The sequence below is a fragment of the Azospirillum aestuarii genome (assembly GCF_016632405.1).
In the GTDB taxonomy this organism is placed as follows: domain Bacteria; phylum Pseudomonadota; class Alphaproteobacteria; order Azospirillales; family Azospirillaceae; genus Azospirillum; species Azospirillum aestuarii.
Genome location: NZ_JAEPIV010000027.1, coordinates 38,049 through 54,473, shown reverse-complemented (window position 1 = coordinate 54,473; position 16,425 = coordinate 38,049). Strand labels below are relative to the sequence as shown.

Below are 16,425 nucleotides of genomic sequence, written 5' to 3'. Positions count from 1 at the left end.
ATGATGACGATTCTGACACGCACCTGGATGCTTCTGATGCTCCTCACCGCCGTTTCGATGTGGGCCGGGCACGGTGACAGCGCCGGCGGTCTCGGGCCGCTCGGAATCGGTCTCGTCCTTGCCGCGGCCACCGTCAAGGCCGATCGGATTCTCACCCATTACCTGGACCTTCACCGCGCGGACGGCGGTTGGCGGGTGTCGTTCCGGATTCTGCTCACCCTGCTGGGGATGGCGCTTTTCGGGATTTACGTTTTCTATCCGATGATCGGCGCGGCTCTGCGCTGAGAGGCGGTCCGCGCCCGTCGCCGGGCCGCGCCGTCGGAGATCGACGATCGCGCCCGGCTCCGCGACCTTACTCGTAGCGGATGCTGATCGCCGAGGCCGCCTTCAGCGCCCGTTCGCGCGCGTCGTCGGTGTCGGTGCCGGCGGCGAGCGCCACGCCCATGCGGCGGTTCTTGCGGGTCGTCGGCTTGCCGAACAGGCGGACATCCACGTCATGCGCCGCGCTGCCCACGCGCAGGGCGTCGGCCAGACCCTCGATGGCGAAGCGCTCGGCCTCGCGGTCGGCCAGGATGACGGCGGAGGCCGACGGGCCGTGCACGCGGATCGCCGGGATCGGCAGGCCCAGGATGGCGCGGGCGTGCAGGTCGAACTCCGACAGGTTCTGCGACAGCAGGGTGACCATGCCGGTGTCGTGCGGGCGCGGCGACAGCTCGGAGAAGACCACCTCGTCCTTGGTGACGAAGAACTCCACGCCGAAGATGCCGTAGCCGCCGAGATTGTCCACGACCTTCGCCGCCATCACCTTGGCGTCGTCCAGCAGCGCCGCGGGCATCGGCACCGGCTGCCAGGATTCCTGGTAGTCGCCGCGCTCCTGCCGGTGGCCGATCGGCTCGCAGAACAGGATGCCCTCGCGGGTGCGGACGGTCAGCAGGGTGATCTCGTACTCGAAGGGCACGAACTCCTCGACGATGACCTTCCGGCGGTCGCCGCGCATGTTGGCGACGGCGTAGGTCCAGGCGGCCTCCAGTTCCTCGGCGGTCCGGACGGTGCTCTGCCCCTTGCCGGAGGAGGACATGACCGGCTTGATGACGCAGGGCAGGCCGGTGTGCTCCGCCCCGGCGATCACCTCCTCCAGGCTTTCGGCGTAGCGGTACTTGGAGGTGCGCAGGCCCAACTCCACCGCGGCGACCTCGCGGATGCGGTCGCGGTTCATCGTCATGGTGGCGGCGCGGGCGGAGGGGACGACGGTCAGGCCGGCGTCCTCGAACTCGTGCAGCACCTCGGTGCGGATGGCCTCGACCTCCGGCACGATGAAGTCGGGCTTGTGCTTGGCGATGGCCGCGCGCAGGGCGTCCGCGTCGAGCATGGAGAAGACCTCCGCCGCGTCGGCGACCTGCATCGCCGGGGCGTTGGCGTAGCTGTCGCAGGCGATGACCTCGCAGCCGAGGCGCTTGGCGGCGATGACGAACTCCTTCCCGAGTTCGCCCGAGCCGAGAAGAAGGATTTTGGCCGTGAACATGCGCGGACTCCCGTGACGCAAACCCGTGACGCAACTGCCCGCGGAGCTTTACCCCAACGCGGGCCGTGCGTACATGGCGGACTGCATGCGTTATTGCAGGCTGCCCCAGCGCCGGGTGGAGGGTTCGGCCAGCGCCCAGCGCCACTGGCCGTCCTTGGCCCGGCAGACCGTGGTGACGTTGAGATCGGGCGCGTCGTCCAGCGTGAAGACCACGTCCTTGCAGGGGATCGCCTCGCCGAAGCCGCGGGCCACCTGCACCGTGCCGGTCTTGCCGCTCAGCGGCAGCGTCTCCTCCACCGCCCAGGTGGCGGACTGGCCGACGGCGAGCGGGCCGGCGGTGCGGGCGACGGCGTTGTGGATGTTGTCGGTGATCCGCCGCTCCGCGTATTTCACCCCCTGGTCGATGCCGTAGCTGGCCCCGGCGCCGGCGATGATGCCCAGCACCGGGTTGCCGGTGGCCGATCCGACGGTCGCCGCCACGCCCGCCGTGGTCACCCCCGTGACCGCCGAGCCGAACCCGGCGCAGCCGGACAGCGCGAGAAGCGCGGCGGCGGGAAGGAGGACGCGGCGGAGCGGGGACGCGGTCATGGAAAGGCACGGGGGTGGTGGGCGGAGCACGGCACCCTATCCGTTCGGATGGGGAGGCCGCCCGTGGTCTAAGCGTGACCTTCGCAGGGGGGGAGCAGTAGGCCATGGCGGAGCGGGGATGCGGTTATGCATGCTGGAGGAGAGCGGCAAAGACACGGAGACGCGCAAAGGAGCGCCCGCACCGCAGGAGGGCGCTTCTCTGAGCAGCCCTTTGTGAAATTCTCAGTGCCCTTCGTGCCTTCGTGGTGAAACCCAGGCCAGGGCGGAACCCCCGCTCCAGCCTGCAACCGGTCCCTTCGCATAGCGCAGGGCGACCAACCCCAGGAAGATCGCGGCGTAGACGAAGGGCGGGTACTGCCAGCCCTTGACCAGCATGACGTAGTGGACGCAGCCCGCCGCGCCGGCGACGAACACCGCCTTGTGCAGCGCCTTCCAGCGCCGGCCGCCAAGCCGCCGCACCATGCCGTTGGTCGAGGTCGCGGCCAGCGCCGTCAAAATCACCAGGGCGCCCATGCCCACGGTGATGTAGGGCCGCTTCACGATGTCCTTCCACACCGCCGCCCAGTCGAAGAACTGGTCCACCCCCACATAGACGGAGACGTGGAGCAGCGCGTAGAAGAAGGCGAACAGCCCGATCATCCGGCGGAAGCGCGCCAGCCCCGCCTGACCCGTGAGGATGCGCAGCGGCGTGACGGCCAGCGCCACCAGCAGCAGGCGCAGCGCCCACAGCCCGCTCTGCCGCACCGCCTCGGCCACCGGCTCCACCCCCAGCCCGCCGCTCAGGCCCAGCCAGACCATCCAGCCGAGCGGGACCAGCCCCAGCGCGAACACCACTGGCTTCGCCCAGCGCGAGGACAGCGCCAGCGCGACCGGTCCTTTCGACACGGCGGCCATCTCAGTAGTTCTTCCGCAGATCCATGCCGGCGTAGAGCGACGCCACCTCCTCGCCATAGCCGTTGAAGGGCAGCGTCTTGCGGCGGGAGAACTCGCCGACGCGGCGCTCCGTCGCCTGACTCCAGCGCGGGTGGTCGACCTCCGGGTTCACGTTCGAATAGAAGCCGTACTCGCGCGGCTGCGAGCGGTTCCAGGAGGTTGGCGGCTGATCCTGCGTCAGGGTGATGCGGACGATCGACTTGATCGACTTGAAGCCGTACTTCCACGGCACGACCAGCCGCACCGGCGCGCCGTTCTGGTTGGGCATCGTCTCGCCGTACATGCCCACCGCCAGGACGGTCAGCGGGTGCATGGCCTCGTCCATGCGCAGCCCCTCGACATAGGGCCATTGCAGCACCGGATACTTCAGGCCGGGCATCTGGGAGCGGTCGGCCAGCGTCTGGAAGGCGACGTATTTGGCGTTGCCGGTCGGGTCCACGCGCTTCAGCAGCTCGGCCAGCGGGAAGCCGACCCAGGGGATGACCATCGACCAGCCCTCGACGCAGCGCAGGCGGTAGACGCGCTCCTCCAGCGGGAAGGACAACAGATCCTCGATGCCGAAGGTGGTGGGCTTCCCGACATCGCCGTCCACCGCGATCTCCCACGGGCGGGTGCGCAGTGTGCCGGCGTTTTCGGACGGGTCGGTCTTGTCCGTCCCGAACTCGTAGAAATTGTTGTAGCTGGTCGCCGACTTCATCGGAGTCTGGGCGTCCATCTTGGGGTCCTTCGGGCTGACCGTCAGCGGGGCCTGGAAGGGCGCGGCCAGCGCCGGACCCGGCAGCCCCCCCGTGCCGCCGAGCGCCAGGGCCGCCCCACCCGCGATGCCTCCGGCGATGATGGAGCGCCGGGACAGGAACAGGCCGCGGGGCGTCACCTCGTTCTCGCTGGCTTGCGACGCGCTCCGGACTTTGATGAGCATGAACACTCTCCACAGGAAAGCCGCCGGGAGGCGACAGCGCCCCCCGTCCCTCATCTAGCCTTGGTCGCCGCTCCCGGCAAATCAAGCGCGGGACACGAGTTCGTGAGCGTGACGTGAGGTCAGTCCTCCGGAACCGTCGTGACGGCGCCGCTTTCCGAGGATTTGAGGATCGTCTCGATCAGCCGGTGGACCTTCAGCGCCTCCCGCCCGGACACGCGCGGCTGGCCGCCGCGGTCGAGCGCGTCGAGGAAGTCGGCCAGGACAGCGCGGTGGTGGGCGTTGGAGAAGGCCATGGGATCGGCGCCGCCGCCCAGCGTGCCCGCCGTCTCCCCGGCCTGGACCGTCCCGCCGGAGCGCAGCTGCACCTCCAGCCGGTCGCCGGTCAGCAGGGCGGAGCCGGCGGTGCCGGCGATCTCGATGCGCTCCGGATAGCCGGGATAGGCCGCGGTGGTGGCGTCCACCGTGGCGAGCAGCCCGCCGTCGTAGCGCAGGGCAGCGCACACCACGTCCTCGGTGTCGATGGGGCGCAGGCCGCTGGTGTTGGCGAAGGCGGCGACCTCCCGCGGCAGGCCGAGCAGGCTGACATAGAGGTCCAGCGTGTGGATGGCCTGGGTCAGCAGCACCCCGCCGCCGTCCCGCGCCTTCATGCCGCGCCCCGGCTGGGCGTAATAGGCGTCGTCGCGCCACCAGCGCACCACGACGGAGGCCGACAGCGGACGGCCCAGCGTCCCGTTGCGCAGCAGCTCCGCCAGCCGTTCGGCGGCGGCGCGGAAGCGGTGCTGGAGCATGACGCCGAGCGTCAGCCCGGCGCGCTCCATGCTCTCCACCACGGCGCGGCAGCCGGCAGGCGTGGCGTCGAGCGGCTTTTCCAGCAGCACATGCTTGTCGGCGGCGGCGCAGCGGGCGACGAGGTCGGCGTGGGTGTCCGGCGGGGTCAGCAGCAGGACGGCGGAGACGGTGGGATCGTCGAGGATCGCCTCCGCCCGGTCCACCGCCGGCAGACCGAAGCGCGCCGCGAAGGCGGTGCGGCGCTCGGCCGACGGGCTGAAGCAGCCAGCCACCTCCACCCGCTCCGCCAGATCCAGCAGGCTCTGGGCGTGTGGCGTCGCCGCCATGCCCAGCCCGATCACGCCGACGCGGCGCCGCATCCGGTTCAGCCCTGGGCCAGGGCGGAGGCCTCGCGGGCCAGCCGCTCGATCTCGGACCAGCGGCGCTCCTTCACGGCGTCGGCCGGGGTCAGCCAGGTGCCGCCGAGCGCGAAGACGTTGGGGAGCGACAGGATCTCCTTCACATGCTCCGCCTTGAGGCCGCCGGTCGGGCAGAAGCGGATCTCCGGCATCAGCGGCGCCATGCCGCGCAGCGCCGGGGCGCCGCCGTTCAGCATCGCCGGGAAGAACTTCAGCTCGCGGAAGCCATGCTCCATGGCGATCAGCGCCTCGGTCACGGTGGCGATGCCCGGCAGATAGGGCAGGCCGGCGGTCTTGGCGGCCTCCGCCAGACGGTCGGTCAGGCCGGGGCTGACGACGAAGCGGGCGCCGGCGTCGCGGGCCTGGGCGAACTGCTCCGGCCGGATCAGCGTGCCGAGGCCGACCAGGGCGCCCGGAACGCGGGCGGCGATGGCCTCCGCGCAGGCCAGAGCGGCGGGGGTGCGCAGCGTCACCTCCAGCGTGGTCAGGCCGCCGGCGACCAGCGCCTCGGCCAGGGCGACCGCGGTGTCCGGCTCGTCGAGGACGAGGACCGGGACGATGCGCGGGCCGGACAGGGAGGGTTCAAGACGCGGGTGGGTCATGTCAGGGCCTCGGCAGGAGAGAAGTAGAGTGGGGTGGCGAGCCGCATGTCGTCGATGGTCAGCAGCAGGCCGTCGATGTGGTCGCCGAGCGCCTTCACCGCGCGGTCGGGGTCATGGTCCGCGATGGCGGTGACGATGGCCTCGTGCTCGGCGATGACGGTCGCCAGGCGGCCGGGATAGGGAAGGGTCATGTGGCGGCAGCGGTCGATCTGCACCTTCACCTGCTGGGTGATCGGCCAGAAACCGGGATAGCCGGCGATGTCGGCGATCAGCGCATGGAACGCCTCGTCCGCCTGATGGAAGCCGTCGGCGCAGCCCGAGGCGTCCACCTCGCGCTGGCGCTCCAGATTGGCCTGGAGAGCGGCGACCTGGCTGCGCGTCGCGCGTTCCGCCGCGAAGCGGACGGTCGCCTGCTCCAGCGTCTTGCGGATCAGGTTGGCCTCCGGCAGGGCGGCGATCGGGATGCGCGCCACGAAGGTGCCCGACTGCGGAAAGACCTCCACCAGACCCTCGTCGGCCAGCCGCAGGACCGCCTCGCGCACCGGGGTGCGGCTGACGCCGAAGGCTTCGGCCACCAGTTTCTCCACGATCGGGTCGCCCGGCTTGCGGGCCAGCGACACGATGTCGGCCCGCAGGTCGCGGTAGATGGCCGCCGCCGCCGTAGTGCCGCGCTGCGATGCGCGGGGCGGCTTGACGGCGACGGGGGTGGCGCCGGGAGCGATGGTGGCTTGGCCCGCGAGGACTTGGTCTCGTGGCATGGAGGGTCCCTCCGTCAGGGGATCAGCCGTCCAGCACGGACGCCATGGCGTCGCGCGGGATGACGGCGCCGCGGTGCTGGATGACCACGGCGGCGATGCGGTGGGCGGAGCGCGCCGCCTCCACCGGGCCGAGGCCCTTCAGGCGGGCGCTGAGATAGCCGGCGCTGAAGCTGTCGCCCGCCGCGGTGGTGTCCACGACCTTGGCGACCTTTTCCGACGGCACGGTCTCCTCGACACCGGGAGCGGAGACGATGCAGCCCGGCTTCTCCAGCTTGAGAACGATCTCCGTCACCCCGGCGCCGCGCACGCGGGCCATGGCGGTGTCGGCGTCAGCGTCGCCGTAGAGGCCGCGCAGGTCCTCGACGCCCGGCAGGGCGATGTCTGTGCGTTCGAGCATCGCGTCGTAGGCGCGCTGCGCCGTCTCGCGGTCGGGCCACAGGCGGGGGCGCCAGTTGGTGTCGAAGGCGACGCGGCCGCCGCGCTCGCGCAGGCGGTCGAGCATGGGGAACAGCACCTCCCGCCCGCGCTCGCCCCATATGGCCAGGCTGATGCCTGACATGTAGAGCAGGTCGTAGCTTTCCAGATCGGCGACCAGCGCGGGGCTGTCGGGCAGTACGAACAGGTCGCGGGCCGGTGCGGAATCGCGCCAGTAGAGGAAGCGCCGCTCGCCGCTGTCGTCCGTCTCGATCATGTAGAGGCCGGGAACCCGGTTGGCCACGCGCAGCACATGGCCGGTGCCGACGCCCTCGGCCTCCCAGGTGGCGATCATGGCGTCGCTGTTGGTGTCGTCGCCCAGCGCCGTCACGTAATCCGTTGCCACGCCCAGCCGCGCCATGTAGACGGCGGTGTTGAGGGTGTCGCCGCCGAAGCCCATGGTGAAGGTCCCGTCGGGACGGCGCACCAGTTCGATCATGCATTCGCCAAGGGCCGCAACCCGGCGCGCGGACTCACCCATCGCCATCCCCCGTCCGGCGGACAAGCCCGCCGGTTCCTGCTAAAGAGTTCGAACAACACGGGTTTTTAGTCCCGTGCCTCCTGGGGTCAAGTATACTAATATATCAATGCTGGAGGCAAGGCTTTTCGGGCGCCGGTCATGCCAAACGATGGTCATGGAGTGGACGCTGCGGCGTTTTGCTGCTGCTTCTTGCGCAGCCGCTCGCGGTGGGCGGTGTAGAGGCCGCTGGCGATGATGATTCCGGCGCCCAGGAAGGTCCAATGGTCGGGCAGCGCCCCGAAGATCAGGAAGCCCAGCAGGGTGGACCAGACGATCTGCACATAGGAGCAGGGGGCGAGCACCGACGCCTCGCCGAAGCGGTAGGCCTGGACCATCAGCCATTGCCCCATGGTGGAGACCAGCCCGATCAGGGCGCCCAGCGCCACCTCCGTCCATGTCGGCGTCGCGACGTTGAAGGGCAGCAGAACGGTCAGCACGGCAAGGCCCGTCAGGGCGGTCCAGATCAGGGTGGTGGTGGGATGCTCCTGCCCGGTCATCTTGCGGGTGATGACCACGCCGGTCGCCCAGCTCATCGCCGACAGGATGGGGAAGATGGCCGCCGGCTGGAAGGCCGCCCCGCCGGGCCGGATGACGATCAGCACGCCGAGCAGCCCGACCAGCACCGCCGCCCAGCGGCGCGGCCCGATCTTCTCGCCCAGCACCAGGATCGACAGCACCGTGACGAAGACCGGCGAGACGTAGCTGGTCGCCGCCGCTTCCGCCAAGGGCAGATAACGCATGCCCATGATGAAGAACAGCGCCGACCCCAGCATCCCCAGAGCGCGCAGCACCTGCAGACCGGGGCTGGCGGTCTTCATCACCGGCGGACCGCCGCGGATCATCAGCGGCAGCAGCAGCGTCGTGAAACCGACGTAGCGCATCCAGCCGATCTCGATGGAGGGCAGCGTCTGGGACAGATACTTCGCCGTCGCGTCGGAGCAGGAGAAGAAGAAGACCGCGGCGACGACCATCAGAATCCCGCGGACGGGATCGTCGCGGCGTTCGCTCCCGTAGGACGGCACGGTCTGGGCAGCGGACACCCCTTCCGGGGGGCGGGAGCAGTCGGGCATGGCCGGAGGGTGTTTCCAGGCAGGAGGGCAGCAAGCGGAAGGATGGCCCGGGTCCAGTGCCGGGTTAACCGTCAGGTTACTGATATATCATGCCTGGGAACAATGGTGCGGAGCGTCATGGCAGCCATACGGCCCGGCCCCGTGAATCCACAACACGGGCCCGTGGGTCAGCCGTCCCCGCGGTCGATGGCGGCGGGGCCGCGCAGGGCCGAGGTGACAGCGGGCGCCGGGCGCAGCAGGGGCGTCGGCGGGTTGATCGGCAGATCCATCAGGCCGCGGCGGGCGGCGTTGCGCTCCAACTCGTAATCGGGATCGGGGAAGCGTTGCAGAAGCGTCTCGTAGGTGTCGCGCGCCGCGGCGGGGCAGCCCAGGATGCGGAACGCCTCGCCTTGCCGCAGCAGGGCGCCGGCTTCCGTCCCGCGATGGTAGGAGACGAGGCTGGCCGCCACGGCGAACCAGCGGTCATAGGCGGTCCACAGCGCCTCGACCGTCGGCCCTTCGCACCGTCCGGCCTCCACCGCCGCCTCCAGCGCCTGTCGGTAGGCGGTGTCGGGGGGCGGGGAGGTCATCGCGCAGCCGCCCGCCAGCAGGAGGGCGCCCGCAAGGACGGTTCCGGCAATCGCCTGTCGGTTGCGGGTCGGCATCGGTTCCTCTCCCCCGTTCGCATCCTCTCGCCACCAGTGAAATACAACCGGGTTAAAGCCCGGTTCAAGCCTGTGGGGTGGCGTGCGCCGATGTGCGGCGTTGCGGGCAACTCGGGAGGAAAATGCTTCGAATTTCGAGGCAAAGAGCAGCCAAGAATCTACGTCTTAACGGATATTAAAAGTCATATAAAAGCGGGCCGTAACATTATCCCTTGAGGTAAGCCGAATGGTTGACTCGCGGTACAGGAAGGCTATTACCTGAGGGTGTGAGAAAATAAAGCACTCGGAATTAAGGAAAATTTTAAGTGCCTTGTCCTCCCGCTCTCTAGTTGAAACCCCTGTTGCGGAGAATCCCATGCGCGCTGTCCTGGTTGAACCGAACCCCCTGATCGCCGACGCGCTCGGCCGTCAGCTCGGCATGGGGAAGATCCGCTACGACCGCCAGGATTGGGCGGGGCTGGAGGAACTGCTGCAGGAGCAGGGTGCGGACGGGTTGGGCTATGACGCCATCGTCCTGGGCAGCGTCGACGACCCGGCGCGCTGCGTGGCGGCGTTGCGCGCGCATCAGGTCGGGGCGGCGATCCTCTGCCTGCTCGACCGGCGCTGCGTGACGACGACGGTGGAACTGCTGCACGCCGGGGCCGACGACGTTCTGGTTAAGCCGGTGGTCAGCGCCGAGGTGCGGGCGCGCATCGAGGTGGCGCGGCGGCGCTCGCGCGGCCTGCTGAGCAACGCGGTGCGGGTGGGCCGGCTGACGGTGTTTCTCGACGGGCGCGACCCGGAGGTCGGCGGCGAGCGGCTGCGGCTCAGCCAGCGCGAGCACGCCATCCTCGGCGTCCTGGCCGCCCACCACCGCCGCGTGGTGTCCAAGGAGCACATCTACGACGAGGTCTATGGCCTGTCCGGCGCCGACCCGCTGGACAAGGTCATCGACGTCTACATCTGCAAGCTGCGCAAGAAGATCGCCGAGGCCACCGGCGGCTCCCGCTACATCGAGACCGTCTACGGACGCGGCTACAAGTTCGAGGCCCCGCCCGAGCATGAAGAGGCCGTTCCGGCCGCCGCACCCGCCACCGCCGCCCGCCGCTTCCCGGCCATCCCCTTCGCCGCGTCCGGCCTGCACCCCGGCTGTCTCGTCGCCGCCGAGTGACGGCGCCTTATTTCAGAATCCCGCCTTACGCTCCGCTTCCGATATTTTGCCTCAAACACTTTGAAAGACGCCATGGCCGCGGCCCTTCGGGGCACGACGGCTGAGCCGCTTTGCGCGGTCGCCGCATTTTTATAAAATGCGCGATTACTTTTAAAAGATGCCCATCTTTGAAAGACGAATGCGTCACCCTGAAAATGCTGCGGTTTTTTACTCCGGTTTAAACGGGGTCGGTCACAGTCGAATGGTCGGTTGCGCGCCCATAAACACCAAGTGGGAAGGCCCGCGCAGCCCGGCCCCAGCGTCAGAAAGGCGCTCTGCATCTCGCGAATGGAGATACACATGGCCTCGATCATGACCAACACCTCGGCGATGACCGCGCTGCAGACGCTGCGCCGCGTGACCGACGATCTGGCGACCACCCAGGATCGCATCTCGACCGGTCTCAAGGTCAACAACGCCAAGGACAACGCCGCCTACTGGTCCATCGCCACGACCATGCGCGCCGACGTCGCCGGCTTCAAGGCGGTGAAGGAATCGCTGGAACTGGGTTCGGGCACGACCAACACCGCGTCGGTGGCGTCCAAGAACATCGTCGAGAACCTGCAGACGCTGAAGGCCCGCGTCATCGCCGGCCAGACCAACGGCGTCGACAAGTCGCTGATCCAGAACGACATCGACCAGCTCGTCAAGCTGGTGAAGGGCGCCGCCGCCGACGCCTCCTTCAACGGCGACAACCTGCTGCGCATCACCTACTCCAATGACGGCACGGCCAAGGACCAGAACGTCGACATCCTGGCGTCGCTGAGCCGCAGCGCCGGCACCGTCGATCCGAGCTACATCAGCTTCCAGCGCCAGGACATGCAGGTCACCTCGATCGTCGGCAAGGCCACGATCGAGCAGCAGGTGGACTCCACCAACGACCTGAAGGCCAGCGTCGGCATCGCCATCGGTGCGCCGGACACCACCTTCATCGACGGCCAGAACCTGGGCCTGGGCAACCTGACCCTGAACGTCACCAACGAGGCGGGCACCAAGACCGCCGTGACGGTGGACCTGTCGGGCATCGACTACACCACGGACCTGGCGACCACCCAGGGCCTGATCGAGACCGCGGTCAACGCGGCCCTGACCACGGCCGGCGGCGACTTCCAGGTGGCCTTCAACGGCGACAAGCTGGAATTCACCGACCAGGACCTGAACACCGACGGCAACTTCACTGCCAAGGTGGACAGCCTGTGGGTCGGGTCGAAGGAAAGCGACGCCTTCGGCGGCCTGGCCGACCTGACGCAGATCGACGTGACCTCCAACGCCACCAAGTCGCTCGAGGTCATCAACGGCCTGCTCGACAAGGCCATCGGCAAGGCTGCGGTGATCGGTTCCATTGAGAACCGCGTGTCGGTGCAGAACGACTTCGTGTCGAAGCTGACCGACTCGATGAACAAGGGCATCGGCTCCCTGGTGGACGCCGACATGAACGAGGAATCGAGCCGCCTGCAGGCCCTCCAGGTCCAGCAGCAGCTCGCCACCCAGGCGCTGTCGATCGCCAACCAGGGTCCGCAGAACATTCTCTCGCTGTTCCGCTAACCCGGTCCGGCCGGCGTCCCGCTCCCGACGGGGCGCCGGCCATTTTTTCCATTCGTCTCCAGCCCAAGCCCCATTCCGGCGCCCCCGTGCGCGTTGCATAAGGTGCGACCATGAGCATCGCCGCCTACCAGCAGACGATGGCCGAGTGCGAAGACCCGCGCCGCATCGAATATCTGGTCTTCCTCCGCATCACCCTGGATCTGGAGGCCAACCGCGACGCCGGCTGGCGGTCGGCGGCGCTGAAGGACGCGCTGTGGCGCAACCTGGAACTTTGGAACACGCTGCGCGCCGACCTTCTGGAGGACGGCAACGCGCTGCCCGAGGCGCTGCGCGCCGGGCTGGTCTCGCTGTCCTTCTCGGTGGCGCGCCAGACCACTCAGGTGTTGCGCGGCGAGGCCGACGCGGGCGTGCTGATCGACATCAACCGGTCGGTCATGCGCGGCCTGCAGGGTGTGGCCCGCACGGAGGCCCCCGCCGCGATGGAGGCGTCCTATGGCGCTTAAGCTCCGCCTCAAGCCCTGCGAGCGCGTGGTCATCAATGGCTGCGTCGTGCAGAACGAGAACCGCCGCTACACGCTGACCGTCAGCAACTTCGCCCAGATCATCCGCGGCAGCGACATCATGCAGGAGGACGAGGCCGACACCCCGGTCCGCCGCGCCTATTTCGTGATCCAGAGCATGCTGCTGGACCCCCAGGCCGCGGAACAGTACGGCGGCGTCGTCGCCGGCATGATGGCCAAGCTCTACACCGCCTTCCTGCATCCGGAGATGCAGGACCGCATCATGCAGGGGATGCGCAACGTCAGCGACCGCGACTACTACAAGGCGCTGGCCTGCCTGCGGCCGGTGATGGCCTACGAGGACGGGCTGCTGAACGCGCAGCGCACCCCGCGGGACGAGCGCGCCCCCGAGACTCGCGTGGAGGCGTGACCGCCATGCCCGCACCCATCCAGGGATTGACCGGCGGCGTGTCCGGCGTCAACGGCGAGCGCGGAACCGCCAGCGCCGACCTGATCGCCGAAGCCCGCCAGCGCCAGGCCGACCGCCTGCGCGCCGCCCAGGCCGAAGCCGTCAAGGCCACCGAGGTGGTCGAGGAAACCCGCGCGCCGGCGGAATCCGACAACGGCCGCCGGCCCGACCCCATCCCGCCCTACCGGGTCAACCTCGACCCCGGCACGGGCCGCCTGTCCACCGAGGTGCTCGACACCCACACCGGCGAGGTGATCCTGCGCATCCCGCCCTCCTACGCTGACCCGGCGGAGGACGCGGCCGAGGAGCGCGGGCGGCCGAAGGCCCCGGAGGTGACGGCATGAGCACGCTCCAGGATTATCGCCAGATCGTCCGCAATCAGGACCGCTACGACGCGATGATCCGCTCGCGGCCCGACGTGAAGCGCAACATCGCCTATTTCGAGGCCAACATCGGCAAGATCTCCAGCGCCGAGGAGCTGCTGAAGGACGACAAGCTCTACCGCTTCGTCATGGTGGCCTTCGACCTGGAAAGCCAGACCTACGCGCGCGCCCTGATCCGCAAGGTGCTGGACCAGGGGGTGAAGGACCCGGAGGCGTTGGCCAACCGCATGAACGACGCCAAGTTCAAGGAGATGGCCACCGTCCTGTCCTTCAAGGAGACGGGCGGCGCCACGCTGAAGGAGCCGGCGATCGTCAAGGCCATCGTCGACCGCTACGTCGACGTGTCGCTGGAGGTGAAGGCGGAGGAGAGCAATCCCGCGGTCCGTCTGGCGCTCTACTTCGACCGCAAGGCGTCGCGCATCACCAATTGGTATCAGGTGATGGCCGACCGCGCACTGCAGAAGGTGGTCTTCACCGCGCTCGACATTCCCGAGCAGTCGGCGCTGGGCGATCTAGACCGGCTGGTCGACAAGCTGAAGAAGCGCTTCGACATCGCCGACTTCAAGGACCCGGCCAAGCTCGGGAAGTTCCTGGACCGCTTCTCGGCCATGTACGACCTGAAGAACGGCGCGCCCGCCGAGGCCTCCGCCACGTTGCCCTACATCGGGCCGATCAACAGCCGCGGACGCTCCTCGATCATCGCCATCGACCCGTCCATCACCATGTCGCTGCTGAACTTCCCACGCTTCTGAGCGGCGGAATTTCGGCGGACGGAATTTCGGGAGACTGGCTGTGCAGCCGAGCCGACAGGCCAGGCCGCCGGGCGCGTGGCCGCACGTCGTGGCCCTGCTGCCCGGCCCGGACGACCGGGACGAGGACACCGCCCGCGACTCCCTTCATATCCTGCCGATGACGATCCTGCCGCTGGAGACTCCGGGCCTGCGCCGGGCGCGGTTGATCAAGAACGTCCGGCTCCAGACGGTGGTGGAGCTGTTCAACGACGTCCACGCCGGCAGCGGGCAGGTGATGCCCAGCCAGTTGCCGCTGCATTTCGGCAATCGCTCGCCCGAGCTGGACCGCGACCTGCTGATGATCGGGCAGATCGCCCAGGCCGCCAGCTTCGACGTCTATTCCCTGCGCATCGAGCTGCGCCGCCTGAAGATCGCGGTGGACGAGCACGCCGCCCTGCGCCTGTCCCAGCGCCGCCGCGAGCAGCTGACCCGCTACATGCGCGTCTTCACCCGCCCGCTGATCGAAAGCGTCTACGGCAGCGACGACGTGCAGGTGCAGAATGTCGAGGATCTGATCCGCCTGTTCGCCGAGCCCGATCTGGCGGAGGTGCGCCGCCGGCTCACCATGATGGCCGACCGGCTGGACATCGCCATGGCCGACATCCCGGCCTTCCTGGAGGAGTACGGCGACATCTTCCTGTCGCTGGCCTATTTCAAGCAGTGCCTGGACGAGATCGTCCCCGACGTGCAGGCCTTCCTGGCCTGGATGGACGCGGTGCGCGGCTTCAGCGAGGTCCGCCGCGACGCCCGCCACGCCCGGATGCTCGACGAGGTGGGCCGCGACCTGACGGAGATCGCCGCCTCGATCACCGGGCGGTTCGAGAGCTTCGACAACCGCTCCAAGGATTTCTGGCGCAACATCAACGCCCAGAGCTTCCGCAGCATCCGCGACCTGATCACCAACCACCACGTCACCATCGGCGGGGTTCTGTGCGGGCTGGCGGTGAAGATGGCCTTGTGGAAGGCCCGTTTCTCCAGCGGCGGCGGCCCGGTGCGCCGCTTGGAGTTCATCCGCTCCGAAATCCTGCCGGGCCTGTCCCACATCCGCTCCCTGGAACGCTCGGCGCGGAGCGGGGGGCGGTAAGGCCCCCCAATCTCCCAATTTTCTGGCTTCTCTACCCGCGCCGCGCGGCGAGCTGGAGGGCGGTGGCCGCCGCGGCGACGGCGATGCCCAGACCGGTCACGGCGGTCCAGCCCCCAGCGTTCCAGGCCAGCGTCGCGGCACTCGACCCCAGCGCGCCGCCCAGGAACATACCGCCCATGAAGATGGTGTTCAGCCGGGCGCGGGCTTCGGGCCGCAGGGCGTAGACGATGTGCTGGTTCGACACCAGCGCTGCCTGAACCGCGAAGTCGAGCAGGATCACCCCGGCGACCAGCCCAGCGACCGACGTCCACAGCCCGAACAGCAGCCAGGAGGCGAGCGTCAGCACGGTGCCCAGCAGGATCACCCGGTGCGGCCCGCTGCGGTCGGCGATCCGACCGGCCAGCGGGGCGGCCAGGATGCCGACCGCGCCGACGATGCCGAACAGCCCCGCGGCGTCGGCGCCCAGGCCGAAGCGCGGCTCGGCCAGACGCAGCGCCAGGATGGTCCAGAAGGTCGTGAAAGCGGCGAACAGCAGCCCCTGGGTGACGGCGGCCAGCCGCAGGGCCGGGAACTCCCGCCACAGATGGACCAGCGAGCGCATCAGCACCGGGTAGCGCAGGCTGGTGTTGGGCGATGTGGCGTTCGGGTGGCTGCGCGGCAGCATGACGGCCATCAGCGCGGCCGCAGCCAGCGCCAACGGCACGGCCAGCCAGAACATGGCCCGCCACCCCTCGTGCGTCCCGACGAAGCCGGCCAGCGTGCGGCTGAGCAGGATGCCGGTCAGCACTCCCGACATGACGGTTCCCACCGCCGCCCCGCGCCGCTGCGGCGAGGCGAGATGGGCGGCGAAGGGGACGATCTGCTGCGCGACCGTCGCCGACACGCCGAGCAGCAGCGAGGCGGCGACCAGCAGGGCGGGACCCTGCGCCAGCGCCGTCGCGACCAGCGCCGCGGCGAGCAGCAGGAACTGCCCGACGATCAGCCGACGCCGCTCCACCAGATCGCCCAGCGGCACCAGCAGAAGCAGGCCGGCGGCGTAGCCCAGCTGCGTGGCGGTCGGGATCATGCCGGTCAGCTGGCCGGGCAGATCGCCTTCGATCAGGCCCAGCATGGGCTGGTTGTAGTAGATGTTCGCGACGGCCAGCCCCGCGGCGGTCGCCATCGCGAAGGTCAGCCCGCGCCCGAGCCGGGTCTGTTCCGGTGTGTGGGCTGATGTGTGGGGCATTGTGTCGGTGATGCTCATGACA

The 16,425-nt window shown here is 69.1% G+C and carries 19 protein-coding genes; 8 read left to right on the top strand and 11 right to left on the bottom strand.

Annotated features, from left to right (window positions below; all coding sequences use genetic code 11):
• The gene (locus tag JJL56_RS27490; RefSeq protein WP_247891290.1) at positions 1 to 285 is read left to right on the top strand and encodes a cytochrome C oxidase subunit IV family protein; all 285 of its coding nucleotides are present in this window, start codon (positions 1 to 3) and stop codon (positions 283 to 285) included.
• A 67-nt stretch (positions 286 to 352) separates the two neighbouring features.
• Here JJL56_RS27490 and purT read toward each other — a convergent pair whose 3' ends face one another.
• The 10 genes from purT to JJL56_RS27440 form a co-directional block, all read right to left on the bottom strand.
• The gene (gene purT / locus JJL56_RS27485; RefSeq protein ID WP_200487014.1) at positions 353 to 1,522 is read right to left on the bottom strand and encodes a formate-dependent phosphoribosylglycinamide formyltransferase; all 1,170 of its coding nucleotides are present in this window, start codon (positions 1,520 to 1,522) and stop codon (positions 353 to 355) included.
• Positions 1,523 to 1,612: 90 nt separating this feature from the next.
• Positions 1,613 to 2,110, bottom strand: a complete 498-nt coding sequence (locus tag JJL56_RS27480) for a hypothetical protein (protein WP_145626179.1) — start codon at positions 2,108 to 2,110, stop codon at positions 1,613 to 1,615.
• Positions 2,111 to 2,332: 222 nt separating this feature from the next.
• Positions 2,333 to 3,004, bottom strand: coding sequence for a protein-methionine-sulfoxide reductase heme-binding subunit MsrQ (locus JJL56_RS27475; RefSeq protein ID WP_247891289.1), 672 nt, complete (start codon positions 3,002 to 3,004; stop codon positions 2,333 to 2,335).
• A 1-nt stretch (position 3,005) separates the two neighbouring features.
• Positions 3,006 to 3,962 carry a protein-methionine-sulfoxide reductase catalytic subunit MsrP gene (gene msrP / locus JJL56_RS27470; RefSeq protein ID WP_200487013.1) on the bottom strand — a complete coding sequence of 319 codons (957 nt, stop codon included), beginning with the start codon at positions 3,960 to 3,962 and terminating at the stop codon, positions 3,006 to 3,008.
• A 119-nt stretch (positions 3,963 to 4,081) separates the two neighbouring features.
• Positions 4,082 to 5,110, bottom strand: a complete 1,029-nt coding sequence (locus JJL56_RS27465) for a Gfo/Idh/MocA family protein (protein ID WP_200487012.1) — start codon at positions 5,108 to 5,110, stop codon at positions 4,082 to 4,084.
• A gap of 5 nt (positions 5,111 to 5,115) precedes the next feature.
• Entirely contained in the window at positions 5,116 to 5,751 is a 636-nt protein-coding gene (eda, locus tag JJL56_RS27460; protein ID WP_149167328.1) for a bifunctional 4-hydroxy-2-oxoglutarate aldolase/2-dehydro-3-deoxy-phosphogluconate aldolase, read from the bottom strand.
• The gene (locus JJL56_RS27455) at positions 5,748 to 6,509 is read right to left on the bottom strand and encodes a GntR family transcriptional regulator (protein WP_247891288.1); all 762 of its coding nucleotides are present in this window, start codon (positions 6,507 to 6,509) and stop codon (positions 5,748 to 5,750) included. The genes eda and JJL56_RS27455 overlap by 4 nt, the downstream gene beginning before the upstream one ends.
• 22 nt (positions 6,510 to 6,531) lie before the next feature.
• Positions 6,532 to 7,464: a sugar kinase gene (locus tag JJL56_RS27450; protein WP_200487011.1), complete on the bottom strand. Its 933-nt coding sequence runs from the start codon at positions 7,462 to 7,464 to the stop codon at positions 6,532 to 6,534.
• A gap of 152 nt (positions 7,465 to 7,616) precedes the next feature.
• A complete protein-coding gene (locus tag JJL56_RS27445) occupies positions 7,617 to 8,573 on the bottom strand; it encodes a DMT family transporter (RefSeq protein WP_145626173.1) in 957 nt (318 codons plus the stop codon).
• A gap of 167 nt (positions 8,574 to 8,740) precedes the next feature.
• Complete coding sequence (locus tag JJL56_RS27440) at positions 8,741 to 9,217, bottom strand: hypothetical protein (protein ID WP_145626172.1); 477 nt, start codon at positions 9,215 to 9,217, stop codon at positions 8,741 to 8,743.
• A gap of 355 nt (positions 9,218 to 9,572) precedes the next feature.
• Here JJL56_RS27440 and JJL56_RS27435 point away from each other — a divergent pair, with 355 nt between their 5' ends.
• From JJL56_RS27435 to JJL56_RS27405, 7 genes are all read left to right on the top strand, one after another.
• Complete coding sequence (locus JJL56_RS27435; protein WP_145626170.1) at positions 9,573 to 10,367, top strand: response regulator transcription factor; 795 nt, start codon at positions 9,573 to 9,575, stop codon at positions 10,365 to 10,367.
• 339 nt (positions 10,368 to 10,706) lie between these two features.
• A complete protein-coding gene (locus JJL56_RS33780; protein ID WP_035682206.1) occupies positions 10,707 to 11,951 on the top strand; it encodes a flagellin N-terminal helical domain-containing protein in 1,245 nt (414 codons plus the stop codon).
• 110 nt (positions 11,952 to 12,061) lie between these two features.
• Positions 12,062 to 12,454 carry a flagellar biosynthesis regulator FlaF gene (flaF, locus tag JJL56_RS27425; protein ID WP_145626169.1) on the top strand — a complete coding sequence of 131 codons (393 nt, stop codon included), beginning with the start codon at positions 12,062 to 12,064 and terminating at the stop codon, positions 12,452 to 12,454.
• On the top strand, positions 12,444 to 12,881 hold the full coding sequence (locus JJL56_RS27420; RefSeq protein WP_145626168.1) for a flagellar biosynthesis repressor FlbT: 438 nt from the start codon (positions 12,444 to 12,446) through the stop codon (positions 12,879 to 12,881). The genes flaF and JJL56_RS27420 overlap by 11 nt, the downstream gene beginning before the upstream one ends.
• Positions 12,882 to 12,886: 5 nt before the next feature.
• Positions 12,887 to 13,264, top strand: a complete 378-nt coding sequence (locus tag JJL56_RS27415) for a FlaG family protein (protein ID WP_200487010.1) — start codon at positions 12,887 to 12,889, stop codon at positions 13,262 to 13,264.
• On the top strand, positions 13,261 to 14,055 hold the full coding sequence (locus JJL56_RS27410) for a DUF1217 domain-containing protein (protein ID WP_145626166.1): 795 nt from the start codon (positions 13,261 to 13,263) through the stop codon (positions 14,053 to 14,055). The genes JJL56_RS27415 and JJL56_RS27410 overlap by 4 nt, the downstream gene beginning before the upstream one ends.
• A gap of 88 nt (positions 14,056 to 14,143) precedes the next feature.
• The gene (locus JJL56_RS27405) at positions 14,144 to 15,178 is read left to right on the top strand and encodes a hypothetical protein (RefSeq protein ID WP_145626338.1); all 1,035 of its coding nucleotides are present in this window, start codon (positions 14,144 to 14,146) and stop codon (positions 15,176 to 15,178) included.
• Between the two features lie 31 nt (positions 15,179 to 15,209).
• On the opposite strand, the gene JJL56_RS27400 is transcribed toward JJL56_RS27405, so the two are convergent.
• The gene (locus JJL56_RS27400; RefSeq protein ID WP_200487009.1) at positions 15,210 to 16,421 is read right to left on the bottom strand and encodes an MFS transporter; all 1,212 of its coding nucleotides are present in this window, start codon (positions 16,419 to 16,421) and stop codon (positions 15,210 to 15,212) included.
• Positions 16,422 to 16,425 lie beyond the last annotated feature (4 nt).

What these genes read in the sequence shown, in the direction of transcription:
- JJL56_RS27455 (WP_247891288.1), bottom strand. Translation starts at nt 6,509, where the DNA reads ATGCCACGAGACCAAGTCCTCGCGGGCCAAGCCACCATCGCTCCCGGC.
- JJL56_RS27410 (WP_145626166.1), top strand. Translation starts at nt 13,261, where the DNA reads ATGAGCACGCTCCAGGATTATCGCCAGATCGTCCGCAATCAGGACCGC.
- msrP (WP_200487013.1), bottom strand. Translation starts at nt 3,962, where the DNA reads ATGCTCATCAAAGTCCGGAGCGCGTCGCAAGCCAGCGAGAACGAGGTG.
- JJL56_RS27400 (WP_200487009.1), bottom strand. Translation starts at nt 16,421, where the DNA reads ATGAGCATCACCGACACAATGCCCCACACATCAGCCCACACACCGGAA.
- JJL56_RS27445 (WP_145626173.1), bottom strand. Translation starts at nt 8,573, where the DNA reads ATGCCCGACTGCTCCCGCCCCCCGGAAGGGGTGTCCGCTGCCCAGACC.
- JJL56_RS33780 (WP_035682206.1), top strand. Translation starts at nt 10,707, where the DNA reads ATGGCCTCGATCATGACCAACACCTCGGCGATGACCGCGCTGCAGACG.
- JJL56_RS27465 (WP_200487012.1), bottom strand. Translation starts at nt 5,110, where the DNA reads ATGCGGCGCCGCGTCGGCGTGATCGGGCTGGGCATGGCGGCGACGCCA.
- JJL56_RS27435 (WP_145626170.1), top strand. Translation starts at nt 9,573, where the DNA reads ATGCGCGCTGTCCTGGTTGAACCGAACCCCCTGATCGCCGACGCGCTC.
- JJL56_RS27420 (WP_145626168.1), top strand. Translation starts at nt 12,444, where the DNA reads ATGGCGCTTAAGCTCCGCCTCAAGCCCTGCGAGCGCGTGGTCATCAAT.
- eda (WP_149167328.1), bottom strand. Translation starts at nt 5,751, where the DNA reads ATGACCCACCCGCGTCTTGAACCCTCCCTGTCCGGCCCGCGCATCGTC.
- purT (WP_200487014.1), bottom strand. Translation starts at nt 1,522, where the DNA reads ATGTTCACGGCCAAAATCCTTCTTCTCGGCTCGGGCGAACTCGGGAAG.
- JJL56_RS27475 (WP_247891289.1), bottom strand. Translation starts at nt 3,004, where the DNA reads ATGGCCGCCGTGTCGAAAGGACCGGTCGCGCTGGCGCTGTCCTCGCGC.
- JJL56_RS27480 (WP_145626179.1), bottom strand. Translation starts at nt 2,110, where the DNA reads ATGACCGCGTCCCCGCTCCGCCGCGTCCTCCTTCCCGCCGCCGCGCTT.
- JJL56_RS27440 (WP_145626172.1), bottom strand. Translation starts at nt 9,217, where the DNA reads ATGCCGACCCGCAACCGACAGGCGATTGCCGGAACCGTCCTTGCGGGC.
- JJL56_RS27415 (WP_200487010.1), top strand. Translation starts at nt 12,887, where the DNA reads ATGCCCGCACCCATCCAGGGATTGACCGGCGGCGTGTCCGGCGTCAAC.
- JJL56_RS27490 (WP_247891290.1), top strand. Translation starts at nt 1, where the DNA reads ATGATGACGATTCTGACACGCACCTGGATGCTTCTGATGCTCCTCACC.
- flaF (WP_145626169.1), top strand. Translation starts at nt 12,062, where the DNA reads ATGAGCATCGCCGCCTACCAGCAGACGATGGCCGAGTGCGAAGACCCG.
- JJL56_RS27450 (WP_200487011.1), bottom strand. Translation starts at nt 7,464, where the DNA reads ATGGGTGAGTCCGCGCGCCGGGTTGCGGCCCTTGGCGAATGCATGATC.